We start from the raw sequence: 21,327 nt of genomic DNA, 5'->3' as shown, positions 1-21,327 counted from the left end.
TCTAAAACTACAGAGTTGGAGGTTGCTTAATTTGAGTAATCTCCAAGATAATTAAGGGTAAATAAAAGGGTTGATAAATGCGTCAGTTATGGGTTCAAGTACCAAACGGTCAGGGAAAACAAGTTCTGAGTATTGCTCAATCTCATCAGGGGGTTAACCTCGCTCGGTTTGCCGTAATTGATGACCAAGAGTCACAAGAATTAGTGTTAATTCATGTCTCCAATCAAAAAATTGAAAGTCTGCTCAACCAGTTAGAAAATATTCCTCATTTACACGTTACGTTGGTTCCTCATGGTATTATTGCACTCCGTCCTCCCGCTTCCGAAGCACCGGAACAAATCAAAGAAGTACAAGAACGTAGTCCTATAGAAATCTTCCTCGCAGGCATACAAAGTGTAGGCTCCTGGCGAGGATTTTTGGGTTATGCGGGACTCGCCGGAATTGTAGTTTGGATTGGTTTATTTACAAATACTAATTATTTGTTGGTTGCGGCGATGTTAATTGCTCCTTTTGCGGGGCCGGCAATGAATGTGGCGATCGCTACGGCGAGAGGAGATTTAACATTATTATGGCGGAGTTTATTGCGTTATTTTGTAGCAATTATTGTCACGATTTTTGTAGCAGCAATATTGAGTTTAATTCTCGGTCAAGAAATCCCTACTAGCTTGATGCTAACGAACAGTCAAATCTCCTCAGTTGCTGTGTTACTTCCGATTACAGCAGGAGCGGCAGGAGCGATTAATTTAATGCAGTCAGAACGCAGTAGTTTGGTATCAGGAGCCGCTACAGGAATGCTCGTGGCTGCCTCTCTCGCTCCTCCAGCAGGAACGGCAGGTATGGCGATGTCTCTCGGAAGAATGGATATTTTGATCGGGAGTCTTTTTTTAATTATATTGCAACTGGTCGGAATTAATTTATCAGCGGCAATTTTGTTTCGTTTTTATGGAGGTTTATCTTCAAAAGGAGCGCGTTATAATCGAGGCAAACAATGGGTATTTCCGATCACTTTAGGAGTCACCACTTTGGCTTTAGTTGGACTGTTGAATTGGCAATTTTTCAATACACCTGCTTTGGAACGTTCAAGTCGCGCTCAACGGGCTACCGCAGACATTCAACAAGTTGTTGAAGATAATCCCTTAGTCAAGCTTGTAGAAGCTAATATTCGCTTTACACGCTCAAATATTGAAGGACAAGATACATTACTATGTATTCTCTATGTACAGAGAGAACAAGATGTAACGATTTCCAAAGATAAAATTAGTGAACGTCTCGCCCGTGAAATTCAAAATTATGTGAATGAAGCTGGATATAATGTCACGCCTTTAGTTGAAGTTACTGTTCTCGCTCCGCCCACTTTATTTTAACCTATTTATTAGGAGTAATTATTTACCAAAAACTAAAGGTTTCTAGTTTTCTATGTGAGAAATTAGAAACCTCAAATAAATCTATTTTGAAACTTTCAAAACGGCACTAGAGTTAATTTTTAGTCATTCCTCTTTCGGTTATTTAATGATTACCGAACCTCAACGAGTTGAATGTCAAAAATTATGTCTTCATCTCCCAAAGAAGAATTCATAAGAGATAGGACTACATTTGATTCAGAAATCTCCATAATTATAGCGGGGATTGAAGCATGAACATTCGGCATACGAATATAAACCTTTTGACCCACTTCAATTGATGCGTCTGCTGGTAAATTTTGCCGCTCAACAACTACAGTTGATTCTCGATCAGGATAATCATAAGCTTGCTTTGCGGGAATGGTTATTATCTTTGATTCTCCCGGATTCATACCCATAATTGCCTGTTCTAAGTTGGAGAGAACCTCTCCTTCTCCTATGCAAAACTCTAAAGGCTCGTTATTCGCCGAAGAACTAAATACAGCACCATTTTCGAGTTTGCCAACGTAGTGGACTTTAACTTTACTACCCATTTCAGCCTGTGACATTTCTTTTTCCTCCAATTGTTTTAAATTGCTTTAATTTAATTTGATTAACAGTCTTGAAAAGCAGCCCGATTTTTTGGATGTTATAAACAAAATCATCAATCGAGAAACGGGGCAAGCGTTCCTCTTACTCATCACCTACTAACAGCCTGTGAATTTATGTTTTTAAATTGCTTATATCCATTCGGAAAAGTTCTGTACTTTCACACTCCTCAAAAAGCTTTTCCGTTACTCTATTGTCTAACATCTAGACAACTACTGCATCAATCTTGGGTTAGATCTTAGTATACCTGGCTCGATTATGAGATAATTTCCCAAAAACAATGATCCCTATGCTCGTTTAAAAGCGGCTAGTCGAATCGGTGCTATTATGAAGGCGATCAGTGAGATTGGTGATATCATTGAAAGTCAGTAGTCAAAGGCTAAAGTTTATAAAGTCATGAGCATTCCCTGGGGTTACAACTGATGCCCGTATTTAATTAGTTGTATGATATTTTGAGAACAATATCCTCTAGGCTTTAGAGATTTCTATTCTGCTGGCGACTACTCATGGATCATCATCAACTCATTAATAAACTCAAATGCTATCGTTTGATCACTGGTTGAGTATAATTCTGTTGATTGGGGCTTGTCTGACAATTGTAATCCTCATTGTTTTGTATATTCAAGGTGTATTTCGGCGAAGAATTCACTACAAAATTTTTAACTTTCCTTCCACAAATGCGCCTAATTTCGCCTTGACAATCGCGAGTTTATCTGATTCTTTTATCAGTAATGCTGAGGTTAAAAACTTTTGGGTGAAAGCAGATGAAATCCAACCTGCTCGTTTAGAGGCAATTCGTCGCGCCCAACATCGAATTCTGTTTGAAACCTATATTATGACTCCCGGTGAACGAGCCAATGCTTTTGCAACAGCACTGATTGAAAAAGCAAACGCTGGGGTAAAAATACAAGTCGTTGTTGATAGTTATGGGGCGAAATCTGTGACTGAACGATACTGGAAAAACTTAGAAATTCATGGGATAGAAGTACGTTTTTTCAATCCCTTTAGTTGGCGATCACCTTATGATTATCTCCAACGCAGTCACCGTAAATTACTCTTAATTGATGATCAAATTGCTCTGATTGGTGGTGCCGGAATGTCTGACTATTGGGATGGTATTCCCGAACAAGGAGATCGAGCGCCTTGGTTTGATTTTGAGGTTCAATTTGAAGGGCCCGTTGTTGAACGTCTTCATGGTCTTTTTATTCAACATTGGCTTGACTCCGGAAAAACGATTGATCTTAGTCAAAATCCTTTACCTCAAGAAACTTCAATTCAACAATTACAAACCTTTCAACCCACAGTATTAGTAACATCCGGTGAAGATCCGTCTTACCGAGATTCTTCTATTCGCGCTCTTTACCAAACGTTAGTAATGGCGGCTCAATCTCGAATTTGGATTGCTAGCCCTTATTTTTTGCCTTTTTCTAATATACAAAAACTGCTCATTGATGCAAAACATCGCGGTGTAGATGTACGCATTTTAACAATGGGATCGAAAACAGATAAACCCTTTGTTCACTATTCAGCACGGGAACTTTATAAAAACTTACTGCGTGAAGGAATAGAGATTTATGAATATCAACCCAGTATGATGCACGCTAAAACTCTGTTGATTGATGATTGTTGGGTTAGCTTGGGAAGCGCGAACTTCGATCCCCGTAGTTTTTGGAGTAATGATGAGTTAAATCTTTCCACTTCACAACCTTTTTTATGTGAAAAGATTGAAAACTTTCTTTTAAATGGTTTTCAGGAAAGTCAGCGTATTACTTATCAAGAGTGGAAGCGTCGTCCTTTAATGCAAAAAATTCGGGGGAAAGTCATGTTATTATTTTATTTGCTGTTATAATCTTGATCTTCGCTATCAATTATGTTAAATGGGTTTAAACAAATGCGAATCATTTATTCAGTTCTCACTCTTATTTTCAGCTTTTTATTTGCTTTCGTGATCCTCAAGCCTACTTTAACACTCCCCACTCCATCGCCGGAAATTCGCGGCGTTTGGATCACAAATATTGATAGCGAGGTTTTGTTTTCTCAACGGGGAGTTACAGACGCTATAAATCGCTTAAAAAACCTCAATTTTAACACGATCTATCCAACAGTTTGGCAGGGCGGTTATACCCTCTATCCGAGTGCAGTTGCTCAACAGTATTTCGGACATTCTATCGACCCCACACCCGGGTTAAAAGGACGAGATGTTTTACAAGAATTAGTCAAACAAGGACATCAAAAAGGTTTAACTGTTATCCCTTGGTTTGAGTTTGGATTTATGGCACCAGCTAGTTCAAATTTAGCCAAACAACATCCCGACTGGTTAACTCGTCGTTTGGATGGAACCTTGATTAAAAAAGAGGGAAATGACGAACGAGTTTGGTTGAATCCTTTTCATCCCGAAGTTCAACAATTTATCCTTGATTTAATTGTAGAAATTGTCACAAACTACAATATTGATGGGATTCAATTTGATGATCATTTTGGTTTACCCTCAGAATTTGGTTATGATCAATATACTGTGAGTCTTTATCAAGCCGAACATCAGGGAAAATTACCCTCGGAAGACTTTTATGAAACCTATTGGGTAAGATGGCGAGCCGATAAAATTAACCAATTTGTAAAACGGGTTTTTGAAACCGTTAAAGCTATCGATCAAGAGTGTATTATTTCTCTTTCTCCTAATCCGCTCCATTTTGCTTTACCTGCTTATTTACAAGATTGGTTTACTTGGGAAAGAAAGGGTTGGATCGAAGAAATTGTCTTACAGGTTTATCGTCCTGATTTAGAACGCTTTACCACCGAGTTAGAACGGACAGAAGTAGAACTTGCAAAAGATCATATTCCCTTTGCTATCGGGATTTTAAGCGGCTTAAAAAACCGTTCAACACCGATGAATATGATCGAAAAACAAGTCAAAGAAACCCGGAATAACGAACTAGCTGGAGTCTCCTTTTTCTTCTATGAAAGCTTGTGGAATTGGGCGGAAGAATCCCCAAGAGAACGTCAAAATAAACTACAAAGACTCTTTCCTAACTCAGCCTTACGTCCTTCGGTTTATGGAGCAAGTTAAACAGTGGAATCAAATACAAATAAAACGCATAGGGAAGACAGTGAAAATCACTCATCAATAGCGTCACCGGAACCAATCCCGCAATATTCCAAGGAATCAAAGGAGAAATCATAACAACGGTATTTTCCAGATCAACCGCTAACTGATTATTATTGAGTTGTAAGGTTTGATATCTTTTTTGTACCAATTGTTGGGTGAGTAAAATGGCAATTGTTTGCGTACAACCGTAGGCGGCTGAGAGAGTACCAATCAACATTGTACCTAAAAACAAATGCTGTTGAGATTTGGCTTGTTTTAAAAATTGTTCAATGAATTTTAAAATATGAGTTTCGGCGAATATTCCCGCTAAAGCGGTTGAGATCATCACAATTAAAACAACTTTTCCCATAGAAATAATTCCCCCTCCAATTAAAATAGATTGTAATGGCGAGGCTTCATGCAGATAAAATCCTCTGAAGATAAACTCTAATAGTTCTGAAACGCTATATTGTTGATAAAATACAGCAATTATACTCGCAATTCCGATGCTAATGATCATTGAAAGTTTGACTTCAATTTTAAAAAATGCTAAGATTAAAATAGCAAAAGCAGGTAATAAGAAAAGGGGCTGAGGATGGAAAGTTTTAATAATTTCCGAAAGCAGTATTTTATTGGTGATTTGAATCGGATTGAGTCTTGATAAAATCAAATAGATCAGACTCGTTAAAATCAAGGGAATGAATCCCGTTTTGAGCATATTTTTAATATTGGTATAAAGTTGAGTTTGAGTCACACTCGCAATTAAATTAGCACTTGATGACATCGGAGAACAGCGATCGCCAAAATAAGCCCCAGACAGAATCGCACCCGCCACTAAATTTGAATTCACTCCACTATCACTCGCCATAATCATTAAAGCAATTCCAATCGTTCCCACCGTTCCAAATGATGTTCCAATTAAGAGAGAAACCAAACTGGTTAAGAGGAATGCAAATAGGATAAAATAGTTAGGGTTAATGATTTGAATACCATAAAAAACCAGACTCGGTACTGTTCCGGCGCTCATCCAACTCGCAGTCACAGCACCAATTAGGAGTAAAATAATAAAAACTGGAAAAGACTTTTTCGCACCTGCGATCGCCATTTTGATCAAGTCTTTCAACAAAAACCCTCGCCTGACAAGAACCACAAACCAGAGTAACAGCGAAGCAAGTAAAGGATAAAAAATAAAGTACCCTTTGAGGGTACTAAAAATCAAAAAAACAAACGAAATAATCAGAGTAATGAGTAAATCCATGCAGTTGATCACAATAGAGAGGACTGCATACTGAGCCACATAAAATTATCAAATATAAACAGAAACTTCCTCCTTTTTCTGATGGAAATTGTTTCCTAAGCTGCTCAAAATAATTAGATATCTGAGGTGAGGATGTGTGATGCACCTGAACCCAAAAATTAGTTGAAGTTCTCAATTCTAATCGATTCTGAATCTTCACGGTTTTCTATTTCTGTTTCCGTTTCTAGATTCTCTAATCGCTGTTGTTGTTCATATTTTTCGAGCCAATCTTGCCCTAACTGAATCGTCACATCAGACTCTAAAAACCCGGTACTTTCAACCACCACTTTTCCAAATCCTAAAGCCCGTTGAATCGATTCTGCTCCCTCCGTATCACCGTCTTGAGCAACAATTCGAGTCACTTCTAAAGGTTGAGTCCAAGGCTTAGAAACCTTAACATTCCAGAACCCATCATCATTGAGTTCCATCACCAAACCATCAACCGCATCCCAATCATCTGTACTATCTTGAATTGCAATTCTCAAATCTCGGCTATCAACATTTTCAAAGCGCCAAGAATCATAGCCAAAGTCAAAATGTTTCGCTAAAATTGCATCTAAACGACTGTAGTCAGGTAGCCAATAACTCGCCTTATAATCTTTTGGATCGCTAAATTCTCCGGGAACCATTAACATCTCAATATTTTCTGGGTTCACATGAGTCGCAAAATTCACCAAAGCGACTAATTCCTCTAAACTTAAATTGGTGTCAATATGAGACTGAATAATCGAAACGAGCTTGGGAAGTCGAGAAATCGTCCCTACATTTAACGCCTGTTCCATAAAGGCTCGCATTAAAATTTGCTGTCGCTGAACCCGACCAATATCGCCTAAACTATCCTGACGAAAGCGCAAAAATTGCAACACTTGAGAGCCATTAAGATGATGTTGACCCTGTTCCAAATTAATGTACAAATGTTGACTATCATCGCTATATTTCATATCTTTGGGAACGTAAATATCTAAACCTCCCAAAGCATCAATCAGTTTTTCAACCCCTTGAACATTCACACGAACATAGCGATCAACTCCCACACCTCCTAACAGTTCACTCGTTGCTTTTGCACTTAAAGCCGGACCCCCATAATAGTTTGCATCATTAATTTTTGTCATACCCATTCCCTCAACATAAGTGCGAGTATCACGGGGAACAGACAAAACTTTTAACTTCTTTTCAGCCGGATCAAACCGAACCAAAAGCATGGTATCGGATAACCCTTTAAACGAATCAACGAGGGCGTGATATCCTAAATCTTCTTGAGATTCATCTTCCAAGTCCGAGGTGAGAACCTTAATCCCTAAAACCAGAATATTCACCGGGCGAGTTAACTGAGGAAAACGCAAATTTCCCCGAGCCATTTCGTTCTTAGAAAATACAGCAGCTTCCTCTGCGGTCAACTTTTGCTGCATTAACGGTGTCGTGGAAAGAGAGACGGCGAGTAATGCACCTGCGGTTGCAGAGATTGTCGCCACTCCCGTTAGCCCTAATGCTAACCCTAACCATCGTCCAGGGCCAGATTGGGAGAGTTTTTTGAGAACCGGTTGAGTTGTTTTCGGTTGACGCAATAGATGATGATGATTTCTACGAGCAGACACAGGCTTCCTCACACACAAAATAACGTTTTTTTATGAATCCCTGAAAACAGTGAAAAACTGTCTCCAGACTCAAGACAGATGCTTCTTCAGCACTTTTTCTGCCAGTTGACTCATTCCCGGCAACCAGATCGGCTGACGTTGCCAAAGACGAATCATTAGTCCAAAACAAACTATAAAATAACTTGTTGTCAATATGCTACTACTTAACAACAGAGGCATCTTTAAAAATTCCGTTGTACTAGAGCCTGCCTCTAATGCCAAATGTCCCAGAAGCCAACTTAGAGTCAAAATCACCGTCAAGCGACTGGTTGCTCTGTGTTGGGGTGTTCCCTGACGGCGATACAAAGTCCACAGCGCCGGGAAGACGCCGATGACTGGAACCAAATAAACAAACAGTCGAACGTGTTGGTCATCCGGATAGTCTAGCGGATCGATCTTACTCATAACATCTCCTGTCGTTCGTTAAGCCTTCTATCACATACGAGGGAGTTTGGGCTTCGGATTGGTGTTTCCTACAAAAAATCTTGATCCCTGATGGCTAGATCTATCAAACTCGTCAGTAGCCGTCCATACAGCAGAACAAATTCTGATACACTGAATACAACCCCAGATGTAGGAGAACATATTACACCATGACCCAGTCCAAAAAACAAACTGTTATCTCTCCATCTATATTATCCGCAGATTTTAGTCGCTTGGGAGACGAAGTTCGCGCAGTAGATGAAGCCGGCGCCGATTGGATTCACGTTGATGTGATGGACGGTCGTTTTGTTCCTAATATTACCATTGGTCCGTTAATCGTAGAAGCGCTCCGACCCGTCACTCGCAAACCGCTTGATGTTCACTTGATGATTGTTGAACCGGAAAAGTATGTTGAGGATTTTGCCAAGGCGGGCGCTGATATTATCTCCGTTCACGCCGAACACAACGCCTCTCCTCACTTACACCGCACTTTAGGTCAAATCAAAGAACTCGGTAAGCAAGCGGGTGTTGTGCTTAATCCAGGGACTCCTTTAGAGTTGATTGAATACTCTTTGGATCTCTGTGATTTAGTCCTGATTATGAGTGTTAACCCCGGTTTTGGCGGTCAAAGCTTCATTCCCGGTGTCGTTTCCAAAATTCAAAAGTTACGTCAAATGTGCGATGAACGCGGTTTAGACCCTTGGATTGAAGTCGATGGCGGTTTGAAAGTCAATAACACTTGGCAGGTTTTAGAAGCAGGTGCGAATGCAATTGTAGCGGGTTCTGCTGTATTTAAAGCCCCTGATTACGCCGAAGCCATTACAGGAATTCGTAACAGCAAGCGTCCGACTCCTGAGTTAGCAACTGTATAAAAAACCCCGTTAAAATTAAAGCTTAATCTGAAGCTTAAAATACACCATTTAGGAGTCAGGTTGATTCTGGCTCCTCTGTTTTTTTTCGATTAATATTCATAGATTTCTAAGGGTAAATTGTCGGGATCTTTGAAGAATGTAAACCGTTTCCCGGTGATTTCATCGGTTCTAATCGGTTCGGTTTCAACCCCTTTTGATTGCAGTTCGGTGACGGATTTATCCAAATTTTCGACCTCAAATGCTAAATGTCTTAAACCACAAGCTTCAGGACGGTTTGGACGTTGGGGCGGATTGTTAAAAGAAAATAATTCTATTTGATCTTGCTGACCTACTCTTAAATCCAGTTTATAGGAATTTCTCGCCGATCTAAAGGTTTCTTCAATAATCGTAAATCCTAAAATATTGACATAAAAATCTTTGGATTTCTCATAATCGGAACAAATAATTGCAACGTGATGAATTCGACTTGGTTTCATAGATCAAGAAAACACTGGTAAAAGTTCACTATTCACTGTAAAGACCCTTCATTTCATTCAGGGTGACATGAAACACTGGTCACTCGTAACAGATAACTGTTCCCTGTCCAGACTAACATCTGAAATTTTGGATTCTCTCACCTTTGCAAAAATAAACTTGATATGTTATGATTAAAGACTTAATTCTAAAATTACTCAATAAAAACCTACACTCCAAATCTTGTCAAAATTGGTTCAAAATTAACTAGACGAAATACTAGATATAGAGTTAAGATAAACAGACTATCCCGGCAAACACTATATGTAGAAGCTTTGGGACATTATAAAAACTCCAGAATCTAGGTGTAATCTATTATGTCTAATAACTTAATCACAGCGGGAATTATCGCTCCGGCTAAATGGCCATTAGCGCGAGTTTGGTTAGAAGTCTCAGCATGGCTCGGTGTTGCCCCCCGACAAATTGAACATCTAGAGTTATGGCCGCACCAAATTTGGGTTAAGATAGTAGGGTCAGGAGCAATCTTCGTGTCATATCGCTGCCTGCCACTTTGGATTGAACAGGGCCTAGAGGCAATTTCTCAATGTCGTGATCGTGACTGTCTCAAGCAACTCGGGGACATCTTCAACCAGGAAGTAAAACGTTATCGCCCCCAGTATAACCAAACGGCTGTTGAAAAATGGCGATCGGCTTGGGGTGAAAAAGCCAAGCAACTGAGAATAGATGAAGAACGGCTTAGACCCCTGCGAGAGCGTCAGCAAGCCTGTCAGCAATGGCAAGAGGGTTGGCGACAAGTCCTGCGTTACTGTAGCACTCTGGAGTCCTTAGAACGGCTAACACCGGAAATCAAAGTGCAAACCCAGCAGTTTGAAGACTTACCCGAAAGCCAAACTGTTATGCAACTCTGGCATCAACGAAAGCAGGAAATTACTCATGCAACAGCTTAGTTATTTGCAGTAATCTTCCGGACAGGACTGACATTTTGTAGGTAGAGACAAATAGAAAGTCTCTACTCTCTCCGTGTTATTACGCTGGTCAATTGTGGAGTGCAGGGCTACACTGTATATTAAATCAAATCGATACAAAACTTAAAGGAGGTGACCAGAAGTGTTGAAACAGCAGCAAAACAAATTCAAGACAGTTCAACTAACCGAAGGAGTATTGGTACTGACTTCCTTCGATGATGCAAGCATTCCCGCCTTACGTTCTGGATTTTCGGGATATCCTGTTAATCCTCGTTGGAATGCCGTTAAATTTCATGCTTGGAAAATCGGTCGTCAGTGGCGTGTGGCTCTCTCTAAAGGTGAAATGACCGTTCGTTCGACTGACTCAATGTTAGTCTCAAAAAGCGAAATCGAACAAACAACTGATTCCGAATCCTCTCGAAAGTCCAGTGAGAAAAGCTCACAACCTTTCTTTTATAATCATGCCGAGCGTTCAGGAGAATTAACTCTTGCTTGAACCACATAGGGTGTTGGGCGGTTAATAGCCGCCCTCTTAATTTGTTCTTTCTACTGCTCATTTCACCTGAATAGATTGGGGTTAAACATCTTCAACCCATAATAAACCCATAACAACTAACTGTTAATCAACTCTCGCTTCACATCAAGCTTTTATCATAACTTTACCCTTGAATAAACCCCCTCAATCGTCTAAAATAGCCTCAGTCTGGAATTCTAATCGGGTAAAACTTGAATTTATATGTCATCTTCACAACCTGCCAACCTTTCTATCGAAGCGGCTCAACAAACTCTAGAAGCCTTTACCTGTGCAGAAATTCAATCCGTTAATCCGATCAAAAATCCAGATCAGATTTGTGCGGCTCTCAAAGTTTTAGTACAGAATTCTGAATATCAAATGCTCGGAATTTGTGCAGATTCTTTAGATGCAGCCTGGAACGCTCTCGAACAATATTTGCAAAAACTGGGTTACAATATTACACTTGATCGCAACGCTGTAGAAGCAATAGAAGGCTCTGTTTACCTCAAGTTCAATGGTCGTAGTCAGTCTTACTATGTGAGTCCCTACACTGAAAAATATCGGGGTGTATTGGTGTCTTGTCAATCTACCGATGATACGGGAGTGAACGGCACCTATGGACATTTTCCCCTGGATTTATTTATCTAAACTTTTCTTTAAACTTACAATCAATTCTTTTTAATGACAACGCCAAACCATAATCACTCCATTATTACTCCCACTTGCTAAACATAATCCATCGGAACTAAAGTTCAGCGTATTTACACTATTAAAATGTCCGGTTAAGGTGCGAAGTAAATAACCCGTTTCAAGTGACCAAATCTTAATGGTTTGATCGGAACTTCCACTCGCAATAAACTTAGAATCAGGACTTACAGCCAAATCTAAAAGATCGTGATCATGTCCCGGTAGAGTTTGAATCAATTGTCCATCTTTGAGTGACCAAATCTCAATCGTATTATCCCAACTTCCACTAACCACAAATCGAGAATCTGAACTAATCACCACCGTTTTATAAGTTTGAAATGGCTCAAAAGTATGTTCAACTTTTCCCGTTGCCAGTGACCAAATATTGATGCTATTATCGACACTTCCACTATAAATTAGTTCAGAATCAGTATCAATAGTAATCGCATTGACAGAATTAGTATGTCCGGTGAGTGTTTTTTGTAATTCCCCGGTGGCGAGTGACCAAATTTTAATCGTATTATCCCAACTTCCACTGACAATAAACTGAGAATTTGGACTGACGGCTAACGCACTCACTGAGTATGAATGACCTATTAAAGTCTGCAATAATTGTCCGGTTTGTGCTGACCAAATTTTAATCGTACTATCAACACTTCCGCTAATAATTTGTTGACCATCCGGTGTCATTGCTAAAGCGGTAATTGAGTTAGAATGACCTTTTAAACTTCGGATGAGTTGTCCGCTTTGTACTGACCAAATCTTAATTTTATGATCCCAACCCCCACTGACAATAAACTGACCATCTGGACTGATTGCAATCACATTAACCACATCAGAATGTCCAGTTAAGGTGAGAAAAGCATTCCAATTTTGAGGGTTTTGTTTGGTTTTGATCTGTTGTTGTTCACTATCATTCTGAACAATAACTTGTAATTCTTGACGATAAATATCTCGACGTTGCTGTTGTAAATCTTTGAGAACTGAAACATAAGGTTTCACCCACATTCGCGGAAATTCTGAACTTAATTTATACAGATGGGGTTGATAGTGAGGATCAATACTGAGATAATACCAATCAATCAGAAAAGTTGCTAAAAGCTGATGAATTGTAACAATTAATTGCCGGACTTGACGAATTGCTAGATCCGGACTTAATCCTTTAGCAATCAATTCTTCTTGTGCTTTTTCCCAGTTCCAAGGTTGAATCGGAATTAGAGAAACATTTTGATTTTGTAGACCCCAAAATCCGACGTGAAAATGCACTTCATAATCATTAATATCACTGTATAATATAAATGTCGGCACAGGCGATAATACCATTTGCAATTTTCGCACTTCAATATCGCCTAGCGATCGCGTAAAATAGTCAGCATAAAACTCAACTGGACGCATCTTACTGTTTTGAGGATAATGTTGGTTGAGAAACCGTCTTAAACCATTACCAATATCTTTTTTAAGATGTCTTTGCATCCCTAGCGGACAATCCTCGCTAATATCAGGCGGTGCCATAAACATCAATAAGCGATGGTGTTCTTGTCCTTCTAATAAAATTCGTTCTGTTTCCTGACGACTCAGATTAGAAAACCATTTTTCTCGGTTCCAAATTGCATCGAGTTCATGCAGTTTAAGCTGGATTTCATTGGCTTGTAATTCCCGGAGAATTTCCCGTTGTAACCGACTAATTTCGCGGCGATCATTAATTTCTTGCTGACGAATTTGTAGGCGACGTTCTTCTTGAGTTATTTCTAAGGTATTAAACTCTTGAAGTCGAGTTTCTTTGCGTTGTGAATATTCAACTAAAGCCTCAACATAACGAGGATCTCCTTTCACTTGTTCAGGAATAGAAGGAAGATCTGATTCTGAAGAATGAGGCGAACGTTGACCATTCATGACTGACATTAACTGTCTACCCAATTGACGAGCAACAGGAATTAAAAGCGGAGCAGCTAGGGGATAAAGATAAGGAGGAATTGTCATCTAAATTTTACCTCTTTGCGGTGTTAAAATAATCCGCCTAAAGTCGATATTTAATTGAATAGATGCAAATTTTAAAGAATTAATCAAAATCAGTTTTGACTGATGTAATTGTTTGTTAATCACGAGACTAATCAGAGTTTAAAAAGGTTTAAAAAGAGCATTGATGAGCAAAATAAGCAGGTGTATTATCCCGATCAATCTATTCAAATTTGAAAAATACCATTCTCGAATCTCCGAGATTTTCCTCTATTTTGTGTACTTAATCCCATTTATTTCTAATGATTGTTGATAAATTCGCGCACCCGTTCGAGGTATGTTGGTGCATCTTCCAACATCGGAAAATGAGCCGTATTCTCTAAAATAGCCAATTCAATCTTATCATTCAATGCAGCCGCCTGTCGCCCCATTTCTGCGGGAATAATCTGATCATATTCTCCTGCAACTAATAAGGTCGGAACTGTAAATTGTGAAAATTGTTGAGGGAGCCATTCTGTCGCTTCTTTACTGACTGAGGTTAACACAGTACCATAAGCCGCGTCAAAATCCGCGAGCAAAAAGTCTTCTAAAAAAGCTTTACTAACAGATGTTGGTAAAGAACGATGTAAAAATCTTGCCATAAAAACTTTATCAGCTAAAGGGATTTTAGCTAACCATTTTGGTCGAAATAAAACCACATACCGACTAAACTTATGAAACGTCGTAAACGTCTTTTCATCATATTCAAAAATACCACTACAAGTGAACACCGCTCGTTCAACCCGTTCGGGATAAAGATTAAGAAATAAAGCCGCAATTGAACCGCCCATCGAGTGAGCATTCAGATAAACTTTCTCTAAATTTAGCGCATCCAATACTCCTTTAAGTTCGTGAGCATAATCAACTAATTCATAACTCAAAACCGGAAAAGAAGACTCCTCAATTGCCCGTGCTTTTGAACGACCAAACCCGCGTAAATCATAAATCAAACAATCAAATTGATCCGATAACGCTTGGGCTGTACTCGTCCAATAGCGACCCGAACCGCCCCAACCATGCAAAAACACCATCACAGGCTTTTTCTGGTCTTGACTAGGTGTTTTTATCCATTCATAATAATGTTGAACCCCGTTGACATTAATATATGAACTCTTTAAATCCAACTGCATTTGATCAATTCACCCCGATAATGGTTTAAGTTTTTGTTCTAAAGTATAATAGATATCTAAGATTTCCAGCAAATTTTTAAATGTGACTGAAAAACTGAGCCAGTTTATCCTGATCTAATTAACCGTTGGGTCTGACCCCATTACACACATTCAGCCTAAACGGGGCAACCGTTTCAACCGATGAAGCCACAGGATCACAATTCAACCCCCCAGCTAAAAATACAGGAATATTCACCAATTCCCGAATTTTCCGGCTAATTTGCCTCTCTAATTTGATTATTCATGGTGACGGGTTAACCAATCCGATAAAACCGTTTTTGCGGTAGCGGGAGAGGCGGTTTCAACCCCTGTTGAGGTTCGATGTAGCCACCAACCATAAGCCGTTTGCGGGGAACTCCACAAGTCTAGATGTTCGACAGGCGGATCAGCATAAAAGCTTTCAGTACCCCCTCCCAACAGCGCTGAACTCCAATAGGTAAAATGATCGTGACTGATACGGTAAATGGGAAAATTGCCCGCCAGAGGGACTCCCCAACCGTCTAAGGCGATCAACGCTTTGACTTGGCCCCCCGCCTGTTCCCACATCCAGGCCGCAGCGATCGCCCCGACAACACCCGCACTAAAACAAATGAAGACGATCGGTAATTTAACGTGATGCTGCCCAAAACTGCCGCTAGAAGGAGGGGAAAAGCTAGGAACTTGCGTTACACTACATAAATAGTTAAAAATGTCAATACCTGAATAAGCGGGATAATCCTGGGTGGGAAAGATCAACAAATTCCCCGACTGACAACGCGATCGCCAATCGCCGAAAAGCTGACTGACAAACGATTCTGTTAACTTCGGATCGTGAATACCCGGACAAATCACAACCGCCATAACCCAAATTCGGTTCAACTTCTTCTATACTGTAGATCAAGCTATCCCCCCCAGGGGGATGTTAAGCTATGGAGGGGAGTGAGTTTGATTATTTTAGTCCTAGATACTCCCAATTGTAAATAACAACTATTTTTGAGGATAACAACGTGGTTGCAACACCCGAAAAAACACAAGACAATATTTCTGTATCCGAGAGTCAACCTCAAGATCGAGTCGCTGTCCTGTTGATGGGATACGGTGAAGTCGAAAGTTATGAAGATTTTGCAAATTATAACGAACAAGCTTTGAACTTGTTAACGGCTAAATTTGCGCCTGTTCCCACATGGATTTATCCGCCGATGGCGAAACTCTTAGCAGCATTTGACTTGCATGAATGGAGTCATCAACACGGTAATTTTATTTCTCCTCATAACGCTATTTTTGAACAGCAACGGGCGGGAATCGAACACGAACTCAAGCACAAATGGGGCGATCAAGTTAAAGTTTTCAAAGCCTACAACTTCTGTAAGCCGTTCCTCCCCGAACAGGTATTAGAACAAATAAAAGCAGAAGGATTTGATAAGATTCTGATCTATCCGTTGTTAGTGGTTGATTCTATTTTCACCAGTGGAATCGCTGTCGAACAGGTGAATAAAGCCTTAGCCAACTTAGCAGATGGAAAAGAACATTGGGTCAAAGGTCAGCGTTATATTCCGTCATTTTATAACGAACCGGGCTATTTAGACTTGATGGCAAACATGGTCGAAGAAAAGATCAAAAAAGAATTAGCCGTCGCCCATTTACCCTCACAAACAGCGATTGTCTTAATGAATCATGGTTGTCCTCACAAAGCCAAAGGATTCACATCAGGAATTGATGAAAGCCAAGCGATGTATGAACTGATTCGTGAACGTTTAATTTATCGTTATCCGTTGATTTCGATTGGTTGGTTGAACCATGACACCCCGTTAATTGACTGGACACAACCTAACGTTAAATTAGCCGCCCAAAACTTAATCGAATTGGGTGCAACATCTGTTGTCTTTATGCCGATTGGATTTGCAACAGAAAACCATGAAACACTGTTAGATGTTGAACATATTATCGAAGGATTACGGCGCAAACATCCCGAGATTACCTATGTACAAATGCCTTGCGCTAACGATCATCGGGAGTTTATGAAAATGGCAGCAGAATGGGCAAATCCGCAGATTGAAGCGCTATTAAATGAAACAGCTTTGGCGGTAAATCCACAATTGGCGTCGGTTCAAGCCAAAGAAGTTCATAATCACGAACACAGCCAACATCACCATGATCACAGTCATGGTCATCACCACCACCACCATTAAACTTTAACTTTCAGGGGTTAAATAAAACCCCTAATTAACATTTATTCTCCCCTCGCCTCGTAGGAGAGGGGTTGGGAGAGAGGTTAAATTACCCCCCCTCAGTCCCCCCTAAAAGGAGGGAAGAATTATCCTTTTCCCTTTCCTCGTAGGAGAGGGGTTGGGGGAGAGGTGACAATCAAGGTTTACGTTTGGGGTGAATTTAAGAGAAAATAGAGATAAGATCCCCAACTATCTCACACCGTATGACGTGCTGTTTAAACCCCCATTGTCCCCAACCCAACAACCCCGACGTAAACCGTTATTGTCAAGCTTGCGGCGTCGAATTAATTCCTATTTTGAGAGGTCATTATCGAGTAATAAAACTGTTAGGGGAAGGGGGTTTTGGTCGAACCTATATCGCGGAAGATATTGATAAACTGAATGAATATTGTGTAGTTAAACAATTCACCGCAAACGTTCAGGGAACCGGGGCGTTAAACAAAGCCACACAACTGTTTGAACAGGAAGCCCGACAACTTCAGCAACTCGGCAAACATCCCCAAATACCCACATTATACGCCTATTTTGAGGAAGGGAAACAGTTATTTTTAGTTCAGGAATATATCGAAGGCGAGACGTTATCTCAATTAGTTGAAAAGCAGGGAGTTTGGACAGAATCGCAGGTTAAACAACTGTTAGAGGATTTGTTACCGGTTCTGAAGTTTGTTCACGAACAAAAGGTTATTCATCGGGATATCAAGCCGGATAATATTATTCAACGTCGGGGTGATGAATGTTTTGTGTTAATTGATTTTGGGGTTGCCAAACAGTTATCTACAACGGTTTTACAAACAACAGTTGGGACTCGTATTGGTTCGGATGGTTATGCTTCTATCGAACAAATGCAAGGCGGGGAAGCTTATCCGGCGAGTGATTTATTTAGTTTGGGGGTAACTTGTTTTTATCTGTTGACTCAAGTTCCTCCCTATAATTTGTTTTTAGAAGAAGGTTATGGTTGGACTCGCAACTGGGAACAACATCTTAAGCAATCTGTTAGTCAGGAATTAAAGGAAGTTCTCACAAAGTTACTGCAAAAAGACGTTCAGCAACGTTATCAGTCTGTTTCTGATATTTTAACAGCTTTGCGATCGCATTCTACAAAAAGTTATCAAACTCCTAAATCTTCTCCCGTTTATCAAAATCCAAAACCAACTTCTGTTTCCAAACCTTCTCAAACCTTAGCTTCACCTGTTTCTTGGAAAAATGCAACCTGTGTTGGAACTTTAACAGGACATTCACATTGGGTTGATTCTCTAGCATTCAGCCCCAATGGTCGCATTTTAGGCAGTTTGTCGTATTGTGGCAACACTATAATATTGTGGGATATCACAACTCAAACCCAAATTTCTACTTTTCCATCGAATTCATCTTATGTGTGGCAAATTGTTGGCTTACAAGATTGTCAGATTTCAGCTAAAAATAGAAACGAGCATATGGTATTTAAAAACCTAATAAAGCCCAGAAATTATGCAAGAAGTCACGAGGGTAACATCTCAGCGACGGGAAATGTTAGTAATACTATTCTATTGGACTATAATCGTATCCTTCCTCGATGGGAAAATCTCCAAACTCTAAGCATAATTCCTGCTGTGAACAATATCCGAACTCCAAGGAAGTTTCCTATCTTTTTAAAAGGTCATTCAGGTCGTGTCTATTCTGTAGCATTCAGCCCCGATGGTTGCACTTTAGCCAGTGGAAGTTATGACCAAACTATCAAATTATGGGATATGGAAACACATAGAGAAATTGCTACTTTAAAAGGACATTCAAATACAATTGATTCTGTAGCATTTAGCCCCGATGCTCAGATGTTAGCGAGTGGGAGTGATGACAAAACTGTTAAGCTGTGGGATGTGAAAACTCAAACTGAAATTACCACATTAAAAGGACATTCCGATCAGGTAAAGTATGTTGCATTTAGCCCCGATGGTAACACGTTAGCCAGTGGAAGTTATGACAAAACGATTAAATTGTGGCGACCTCGGTAGGTTGGGTATTTTGTCGCGTTTGGGGGTATTTTTATCAGGTTTTGGGCGCAAGCCTTGCGCCCCTACGGTTGGGTATTTTGTGAATAAAAAGGATTAATTTATCGTTGGGTCGAACGCTTTTTTAAATAGATTGCTAACAAAATGACCATCGAAAGAACACAGCTACTTTTCCACACAAACAACCACCAAGGACGCCACCAACCCCCGGTTTCTACTTCAACAATATCCGATAATCCAAATAGAAAAAAGGTGATCGCAGCGATCGCCCGATGAACTCGAACCCATCCCCTGTGTTTGAAAGCTGCAACTGCAAACCCCGCCGCAAATACACCCCAAATTCCCGCTTCGATATAATTTCCTTGCGTGTAAATTGCTTCTAAAATTCGGGCTTGTTCGTTGAGTTGTTCGACAGAAGAACCAGACATTAACTGTCTTGTCCATAAACCCAAACCCGCTAATATTAGAAATAATAAGGTTAAGCGAATAATTGCAGCTTTCGACATTTCACTAGAGGGAACTAAGAAACCCCAAATAAATTTAGTCTTAAAAAACCTCAGCCCCTTCAAACTGTTTCACATTCTGAACTTTAGCAGATTCTCCACAAGTTCGAGGCGTTGGAAATAGTTTTCCAGGATTCGCTAAACCCTTAGAATTAAACACCTCTCGCACCCATTTCATCGTGTCTAAATCGGTTTCATTAAACATTTCCGGCATATAACAACTTTTGTCCGAACCTATGCCATGTTCCCCGGAAAGACTTCCCCCAACTTTCACACAAATCTTGAGAATTTCGCCGCCAATTTCTTCAACAACTTCTAACGCCCCTTCAACAGAATTATCATACAAAATCAACGGATGTAAGTTACCATCTCCGGCGTGAAATACATTCGCTATCCGATACCCATATTTATCACTCAAAGCCTCAATTTCTTTCAAAACATAAGCCATTTGAGTTCGCGGAATGACCCCATCTTGGACATAATAATCGGGGCTAACATGACCCGCAGCAGCAAACGCCGCCTTTCGTCCTTTCCAGATTTTGAGTCGTTTTTCTGGTTCAGATTCGATGGTAATATTACGCGATCCGTTCGTTTTACAAATCTCCGCAATTCGTTGTTTGTTTTCCGCAACTTCCACTTCCAAACCGTCAACTTCAACTAACAAAATTGCCCCCGCATCTCGCGGATAAAGCCCCGTATTGACCACATCTTCCACCGCATTAATACTGAGGTTATCCATGATTTCCATTCCCCCTGGAATAATCCCCGCCCCGATAATATCAGAAACCGCAGCGCCAGCCGCTTCTATTGTGGGGAAATCCGCCAATAAAACGCAGATATGTTCCGGGGCTTTGAGAATCCTTAAGGTGATTTCTGTGGCAATTCCTAACGTTCCTTCCGAACCCACAAATAAACCTGTTAAATCATATCCTGGCATTTCGGGAACTTGTCCGCCAATCTCGACTATTTCACCTTCGGGGGTGACTATTTTTAAGCCTAAAACATGATTGGTTGTTACCCCATATTTCAAACAGTGAACCCCGCCGGAATTTTCCGCAACATTTCCGCCAATTGAACAAATAATTTGACTCGAAGGATCGGGTGCATAATAAAATCCCGCCCCGCTAACGGTTTGCGTTACCCAATTATTAATGACCCCCGGTTGTACGACAACTCGCTGATTTTCGAGGTCAACATTTAGGATTTTTCGCATCAACGCCGTCACAATTAAAACACAATCTTCGACGGGTAAAGCGCCCCCAGATAAGCCCGTTCCCGCCCCTCTCGCCACCCAAGGAAGGTTATGGCGATCGCATATTTTCACGGCTTCGGCGACTTCTTCAGTGCTTCGAGGTAAAACAACTAAAGCGGGTCGTTGACGGTAGCTGGTGAGTCCGTCGCATTCATAAACTAATAATTCTTCCTTGCGTTGAACCACGCCCCGTTTACCGACTATTGCTTCAAATAGTTTAATAATCGGTTTCCATTTCCGTTGTTGTGTTTTATCTTGGGTCAGCATTCAAATATAT

At 40.3% G+C, this 21,327-nt stretch carries 19 protein-coding genes; 9 read left to right on the top strand and 10 right to left on the bottom strand.

Going from position 1 to position 21,327, the window contains the following annotated elements; translation table 11 throughout:
- The first annotated feature begins 77 nt into the window (after positions 1-77).
- Entirely contained in the window at positions 78-1,364 is a 1,287-nt protein-coding gene (locus tag M595_RS00820; RefSeq protein WP_023064034.1) for a DUF389 domain-containing protein, read from the top strand.
- Between the two features lie 149 nt (positions 1,365-1,513).
- On the opposite strand, the gene M595_RS00815 is transcribed toward M595_RS00820, so the two are convergent.
- A complete protein-coding gene (locus M595_RS00815) occupies positions 1,514-1,948 on the bottom strand; it encodes an FKBP-type peptidyl-prolyl cis-trans isomerase (protein ID WP_023063940.1) in 435 nt (144 codons plus the stop codon).
- Between the two features lie 578 nt (positions 1,949-2,526).
- Between M595_RS00815 and M595_RS00810 the strand changes: the two genes are divergently transcribed.
- Together M595_RS00810 and M595_RS00805 are read left to right on the top strand one after the other, a co-directional pair.
- Positions 2,527-3,837, top strand: a complete 1,311-nt coding sequence (locus M595_RS00810) for a phospholipase D-like domain-containing protein (RefSeq protein ID WP_083492752.1) — start codon at positions 2,527-2,529, stop codon at positions 3,835-3,837.
- Between the two features lie 21 nt (positions 3,838-3,858).
- Positions 3,859-5,055 (top strand): glycoside hydrolase family 10-like protein, encoded by a 1,197-nt coding sequence (locus tag M595_RS00805; protein ID WP_023063970.1) that lies wholly within the window; start codon positions 3,859-3,861, stop codon positions 5,053-5,055.
- Here the strand turns inward: M595_RS00805 and M595_RS00800 are convergent.
- From M595_RS00800 to M595_RS00790, 3 genes are all read right to left on the bottom strand, one after another.
- Positions 5,015-6,370: a Na+/H+ antiporter NhaC family protein gene (locus M595_RS00800; RefSeq protein WP_238986999.1), complete on the bottom strand. Its 1,356-nt coding sequence runs from the start codon at positions 6,368-6,370 to the stop codon at positions 5,015-5,017. The genes M595_RS00805 and M595_RS00800 overlap by 41 nt on opposite strands.
- A gap of 119 nt (positions 6,371-6,489) precedes the next feature.
- Positions 6,490-7,965, bottom strand: a complete 1,476-nt coding sequence (locus tag M595_RS00795) for an LCP family protein (RefSeq protein ID WP_023063956.1) — start codon at positions 7,963-7,965, stop codon at positions 6,490-6,492.
- A gap of 69 nt (positions 7,966-8,034) precedes the next feature.
- A complete protein-coding gene (locus M595_RS00790) occupies positions 8,035-8,409 on the bottom strand; it encodes a hypothetical protein (protein ID WP_023063993.1) in 375 nt (124 codons plus the stop codon).
- 188 nt (positions 8,410-8,597) lie between these two features.
- On the opposite strand from M595_RS00790, the gene rpe reads away from it, so the two are divergent.
- The gene (gene rpe / locus M595_RS00785; RefSeq protein WP_023063873.1) at positions 8,598-9,299 is read left to right on the top strand and encodes a ribulose-phosphate 3-epimerase; all 702 of its coding nucleotides are present in this window, start codon (positions 8,598-8,600) and stop codon (positions 9,297-9,299) included.
- Between the two features lie 89 nt (positions 9,300-9,388).
- On the opposite strand, the gene gloA2 is transcribed toward rpe, so the two are convergent.
- The gene (gene gloA2 / locus M595_RS00780; protein WP_023064042.1) at positions 9,389-9,775 is read right to left on the bottom strand and encodes an SMU1112c/YaeR family gloxylase I-like metalloprotein; all 387 of its coding nucleotides are present in this window, start codon (positions 9,773-9,775) and stop codon (positions 9,389-9,391) included.
- A 354-nt stretch (positions 9,776-10,129) separates the two neighbouring features.
- Between gloA2 and M595_RS00775 the strand changes: the two genes are divergently transcribed.
- The 3 genes from M595_RS00775 (at position 10,130) to M595_RS00765 (ending at position 11,900) form a co-directional block, all read left to right on the top strand.
- Positions 10,130-10,720, top strand: coding sequence for a hypothetical protein (locus tag M595_RS00775; RefSeq protein ID WP_023063914.1), 591 nt, complete (start codon positions 10,130-10,132; stop codon positions 10,718-10,720).
- A gap of 160 nt (positions 10,721-10,880) precedes the next feature.
- A complete protein-coding gene (locus tag M595_RS00770) occupies positions 10,881-11,234 on the top strand; it encodes a hypothetical protein (RefSeq protein WP_023063951.1) in 354 nt (117 codons plus the stop codon).
- A gap of 240 nt (positions 11,235-11,474) precedes the next feature.
- Positions 11,475-11,900 (top strand): DUF1824 family protein, encoded by a 426-nt coding sequence (locus M595_RS00765; RefSeq protein ID WP_023063847.1) that lies wholly within the window; start codon positions 11,475-11,477, stop codon positions 11,898-11,900.
- A 30-nt stretch (positions 11,901-11,930) separates the two neighbouring features.
- Here the strand turns inward: M595_RS00765 and M595_RS00760 are convergent, their stop codons facing one another.
- The 3 genes from M595_RS00760 to M595_RS00750 all read right to left on the bottom strand — a co-directional run bounded on the left by M595_RS00760 (position 11,931) and on the right by M595_RS00750 (position 15,961).
- Entirely contained in the window at positions 11,931-13,919 is a 1,989-nt protein-coding gene (locus tag M595_RS00760) for a WD40 repeat domain-containing protein (protein WP_023064055.1), read from the bottom strand.
- Between the two features lie 275 nt (positions 13,920-14,194).
- The gene (locus M595_RS00755) at positions 14,195-15,064 is read right to left on the bottom strand and encodes an alpha/beta fold hydrolase (protein ID WP_023063839.1); all 870 of its coding nucleotides are present in this window, start codon (positions 15,062-15,064) and stop codon (positions 14,195-14,197) included.
- A gap of 276 nt (positions 15,065-15,340) precedes the next feature.
- Positions 15,341-15,961: a hypothetical protein gene (locus tag M595_RS00750; protein ID WP_338041550.1), complete on the bottom strand. Its 621-nt coding sequence runs from the start codon at positions 15,959-15,961 to the stop codon at positions 15,341-15,343.
- A 128-nt stretch (positions 15,962-16,089) separates the two neighbouring features.
- Between M595_RS00750 and M595_RS00745 the strand changes: the two genes are divergently transcribed.
- On the top strand, positions 16,090-17,271 hold the full coding sequence (locus tag M595_RS00745; RefSeq protein WP_023063851.1) for a ferrochelatase: 1,182 nt from the start codon (positions 16,090-16,092) through the stop codon (positions 17,269-17,271).
- Between the two features lie 242 nt (positions 17,272-17,513).
- On the top strand, positions 17,514-19,298 hold the full coding sequence (locus M595_RS00740; protein ID WP_023063952.1) for a WD40 repeat domain-containing serine/threonine-protein kinase: 1,785 nt from the start codon (positions 17,514-17,516) through the stop codon (positions 19,296-19,298).
- A gap of 98 nt (positions 19,299-19,396) precedes the next feature.
- Here the strand turns inward: M595_RS00740 and M595_RS00735 are convergent, their stop codons facing one another.
- Together M595_RS00735 and glcD are read right to left on the bottom strand one after the other, a co-directional pair.
- On the bottom strand, positions 19,397-19,801 hold the full coding sequence (locus M595_RS00735; protein ID WP_023063933.1) for a hypothetical protein: 405 nt from the start codon (positions 19,799-19,801) through the stop codon (positions 19,397-19,399).
- A 40-nt stretch (positions 19,802-19,841) separates the two neighbouring features.
- Positions 19,842-21,317, bottom strand: a complete 1,476-nt coding sequence (gene glcD / locus M595_RS00730) for a glycolate oxidase subunit GlcD (protein ID WP_023064051.1) — start codon at positions 21,315-21,317, stop codon at positions 19,842-19,844.
- Positions 21,318-21,327 lie beyond the last annotated feature (10 nt).

This window comes from Lyngbya aestuarii BL J (assembly GCF_000478195.2).
In the GTDB taxonomy this organism is placed as follows: Bacteria; Cyanobacteriota; Cyanobacteriia; order Cyanobacteriales; family Microcoleaceae; genus Capilliphycus; species Capilliphycus aestuarii.
The sequence above is the reverse complement of the archived record's forward strand: the minus strand, read 5'-3'. Positions and strand labels throughout refer to the sequence as shown.

Excerpts from the sequence above, each read along its gene's own strand:
- M595_RS00820 (WP_023064034.1), top strand. The coding sequence starts at position 78 with ATGCGTCAGTTATGGGTTCAAGTACCAAACGGTCAGGGAAAACAAGTT.
- M595_RS00815 (WP_023063940.1), bottom strand. The coding sequence starts at position 1,948 with ATGTCACAGGCTGAAATGGGTAGTAAAGTTAAAGTCCACTACGTTGGC.
- M595_RS00810 (WP_083492752.1), top strand. The coding sequence starts at position 2,527 with ATGCTATCGTTTGATCACTGGTTGAGTATAATTCTGTTGATTGGGGCT.
- M595_RS00805 (WP_023063970.1), top strand. The coding sequence starts at position 3,859 with ATGTTAAATGGGTTTAAACAAATGCGAATCATTTATTCAGTTCTCACT.
- M595_RS00790 (WP_023063993.1), bottom strand. The coding sequence starts at position 8,409 with ATGAGTAAGATCGATCCGCTAGACTATCCGGATGACCAACACGTTCGA.
- rpe (WP_023063873.1), top strand. The coding sequence starts at position 8,598 with ATGACCCAGTCCAAAAAACAAACTGTTATCTCTCCATCTATATTATCC.
- gloA2 (WP_023064042.1), bottom strand. The coding sequence starts at position 9,775 with ATGAAACCAAGTCGAATTCATCACGTTGCAATTATTTGTTCCGATTAT.
- M595_RS00775 (WP_023063914.1), top strand. The coding sequence starts at position 10,130 with ATGTCTAATAACTTAATCACAGCGGGAATTATCGCTCCGGCTAAATGG.
- M595_RS00765 (WP_023063847.1), top strand. The coding sequence starts at position 11,475 with ATGTCATCTTCACAACCTGCCAACCTTTCTATCGAAGCGGCTCAACAA.
- M595_RS00760 (WP_023064055.1), bottom strand. The coding sequence starts at position 13,919 with ATGACAATTCCTCCTTATCTTTATCCCCTAGCTGCTCCGCTTTTAATT.
- M595_RS00755 (WP_023063839.1), bottom strand. The coding sequence starts at position 15,064 with ATGCAGTTGGATTTAAAGAGTTCATATATTAATGTCAACGGGGTTCAA.
- M595_RS00740 (WP_023063952.1), top strand. The coding sequence starts at position 17,514 with ATGACGTGCTGTTTAAACCCCCATTGTCCCCAACCCAACAACCCCGAC.
- M595_RS00735 (WP_023063933.1), bottom strand. The coding sequence starts at position 19,801 with ATGTCGAAAGCTGCAATTATTCGCTTAACCTTATTATTTCTAATATTA.
- glcD (WP_023064051.1), bottom strand. The coding sequence starts at position 21,317 with ATGCTGACCCAAGATAAAACACAACAACGGAAATGGAAACCGATTATT.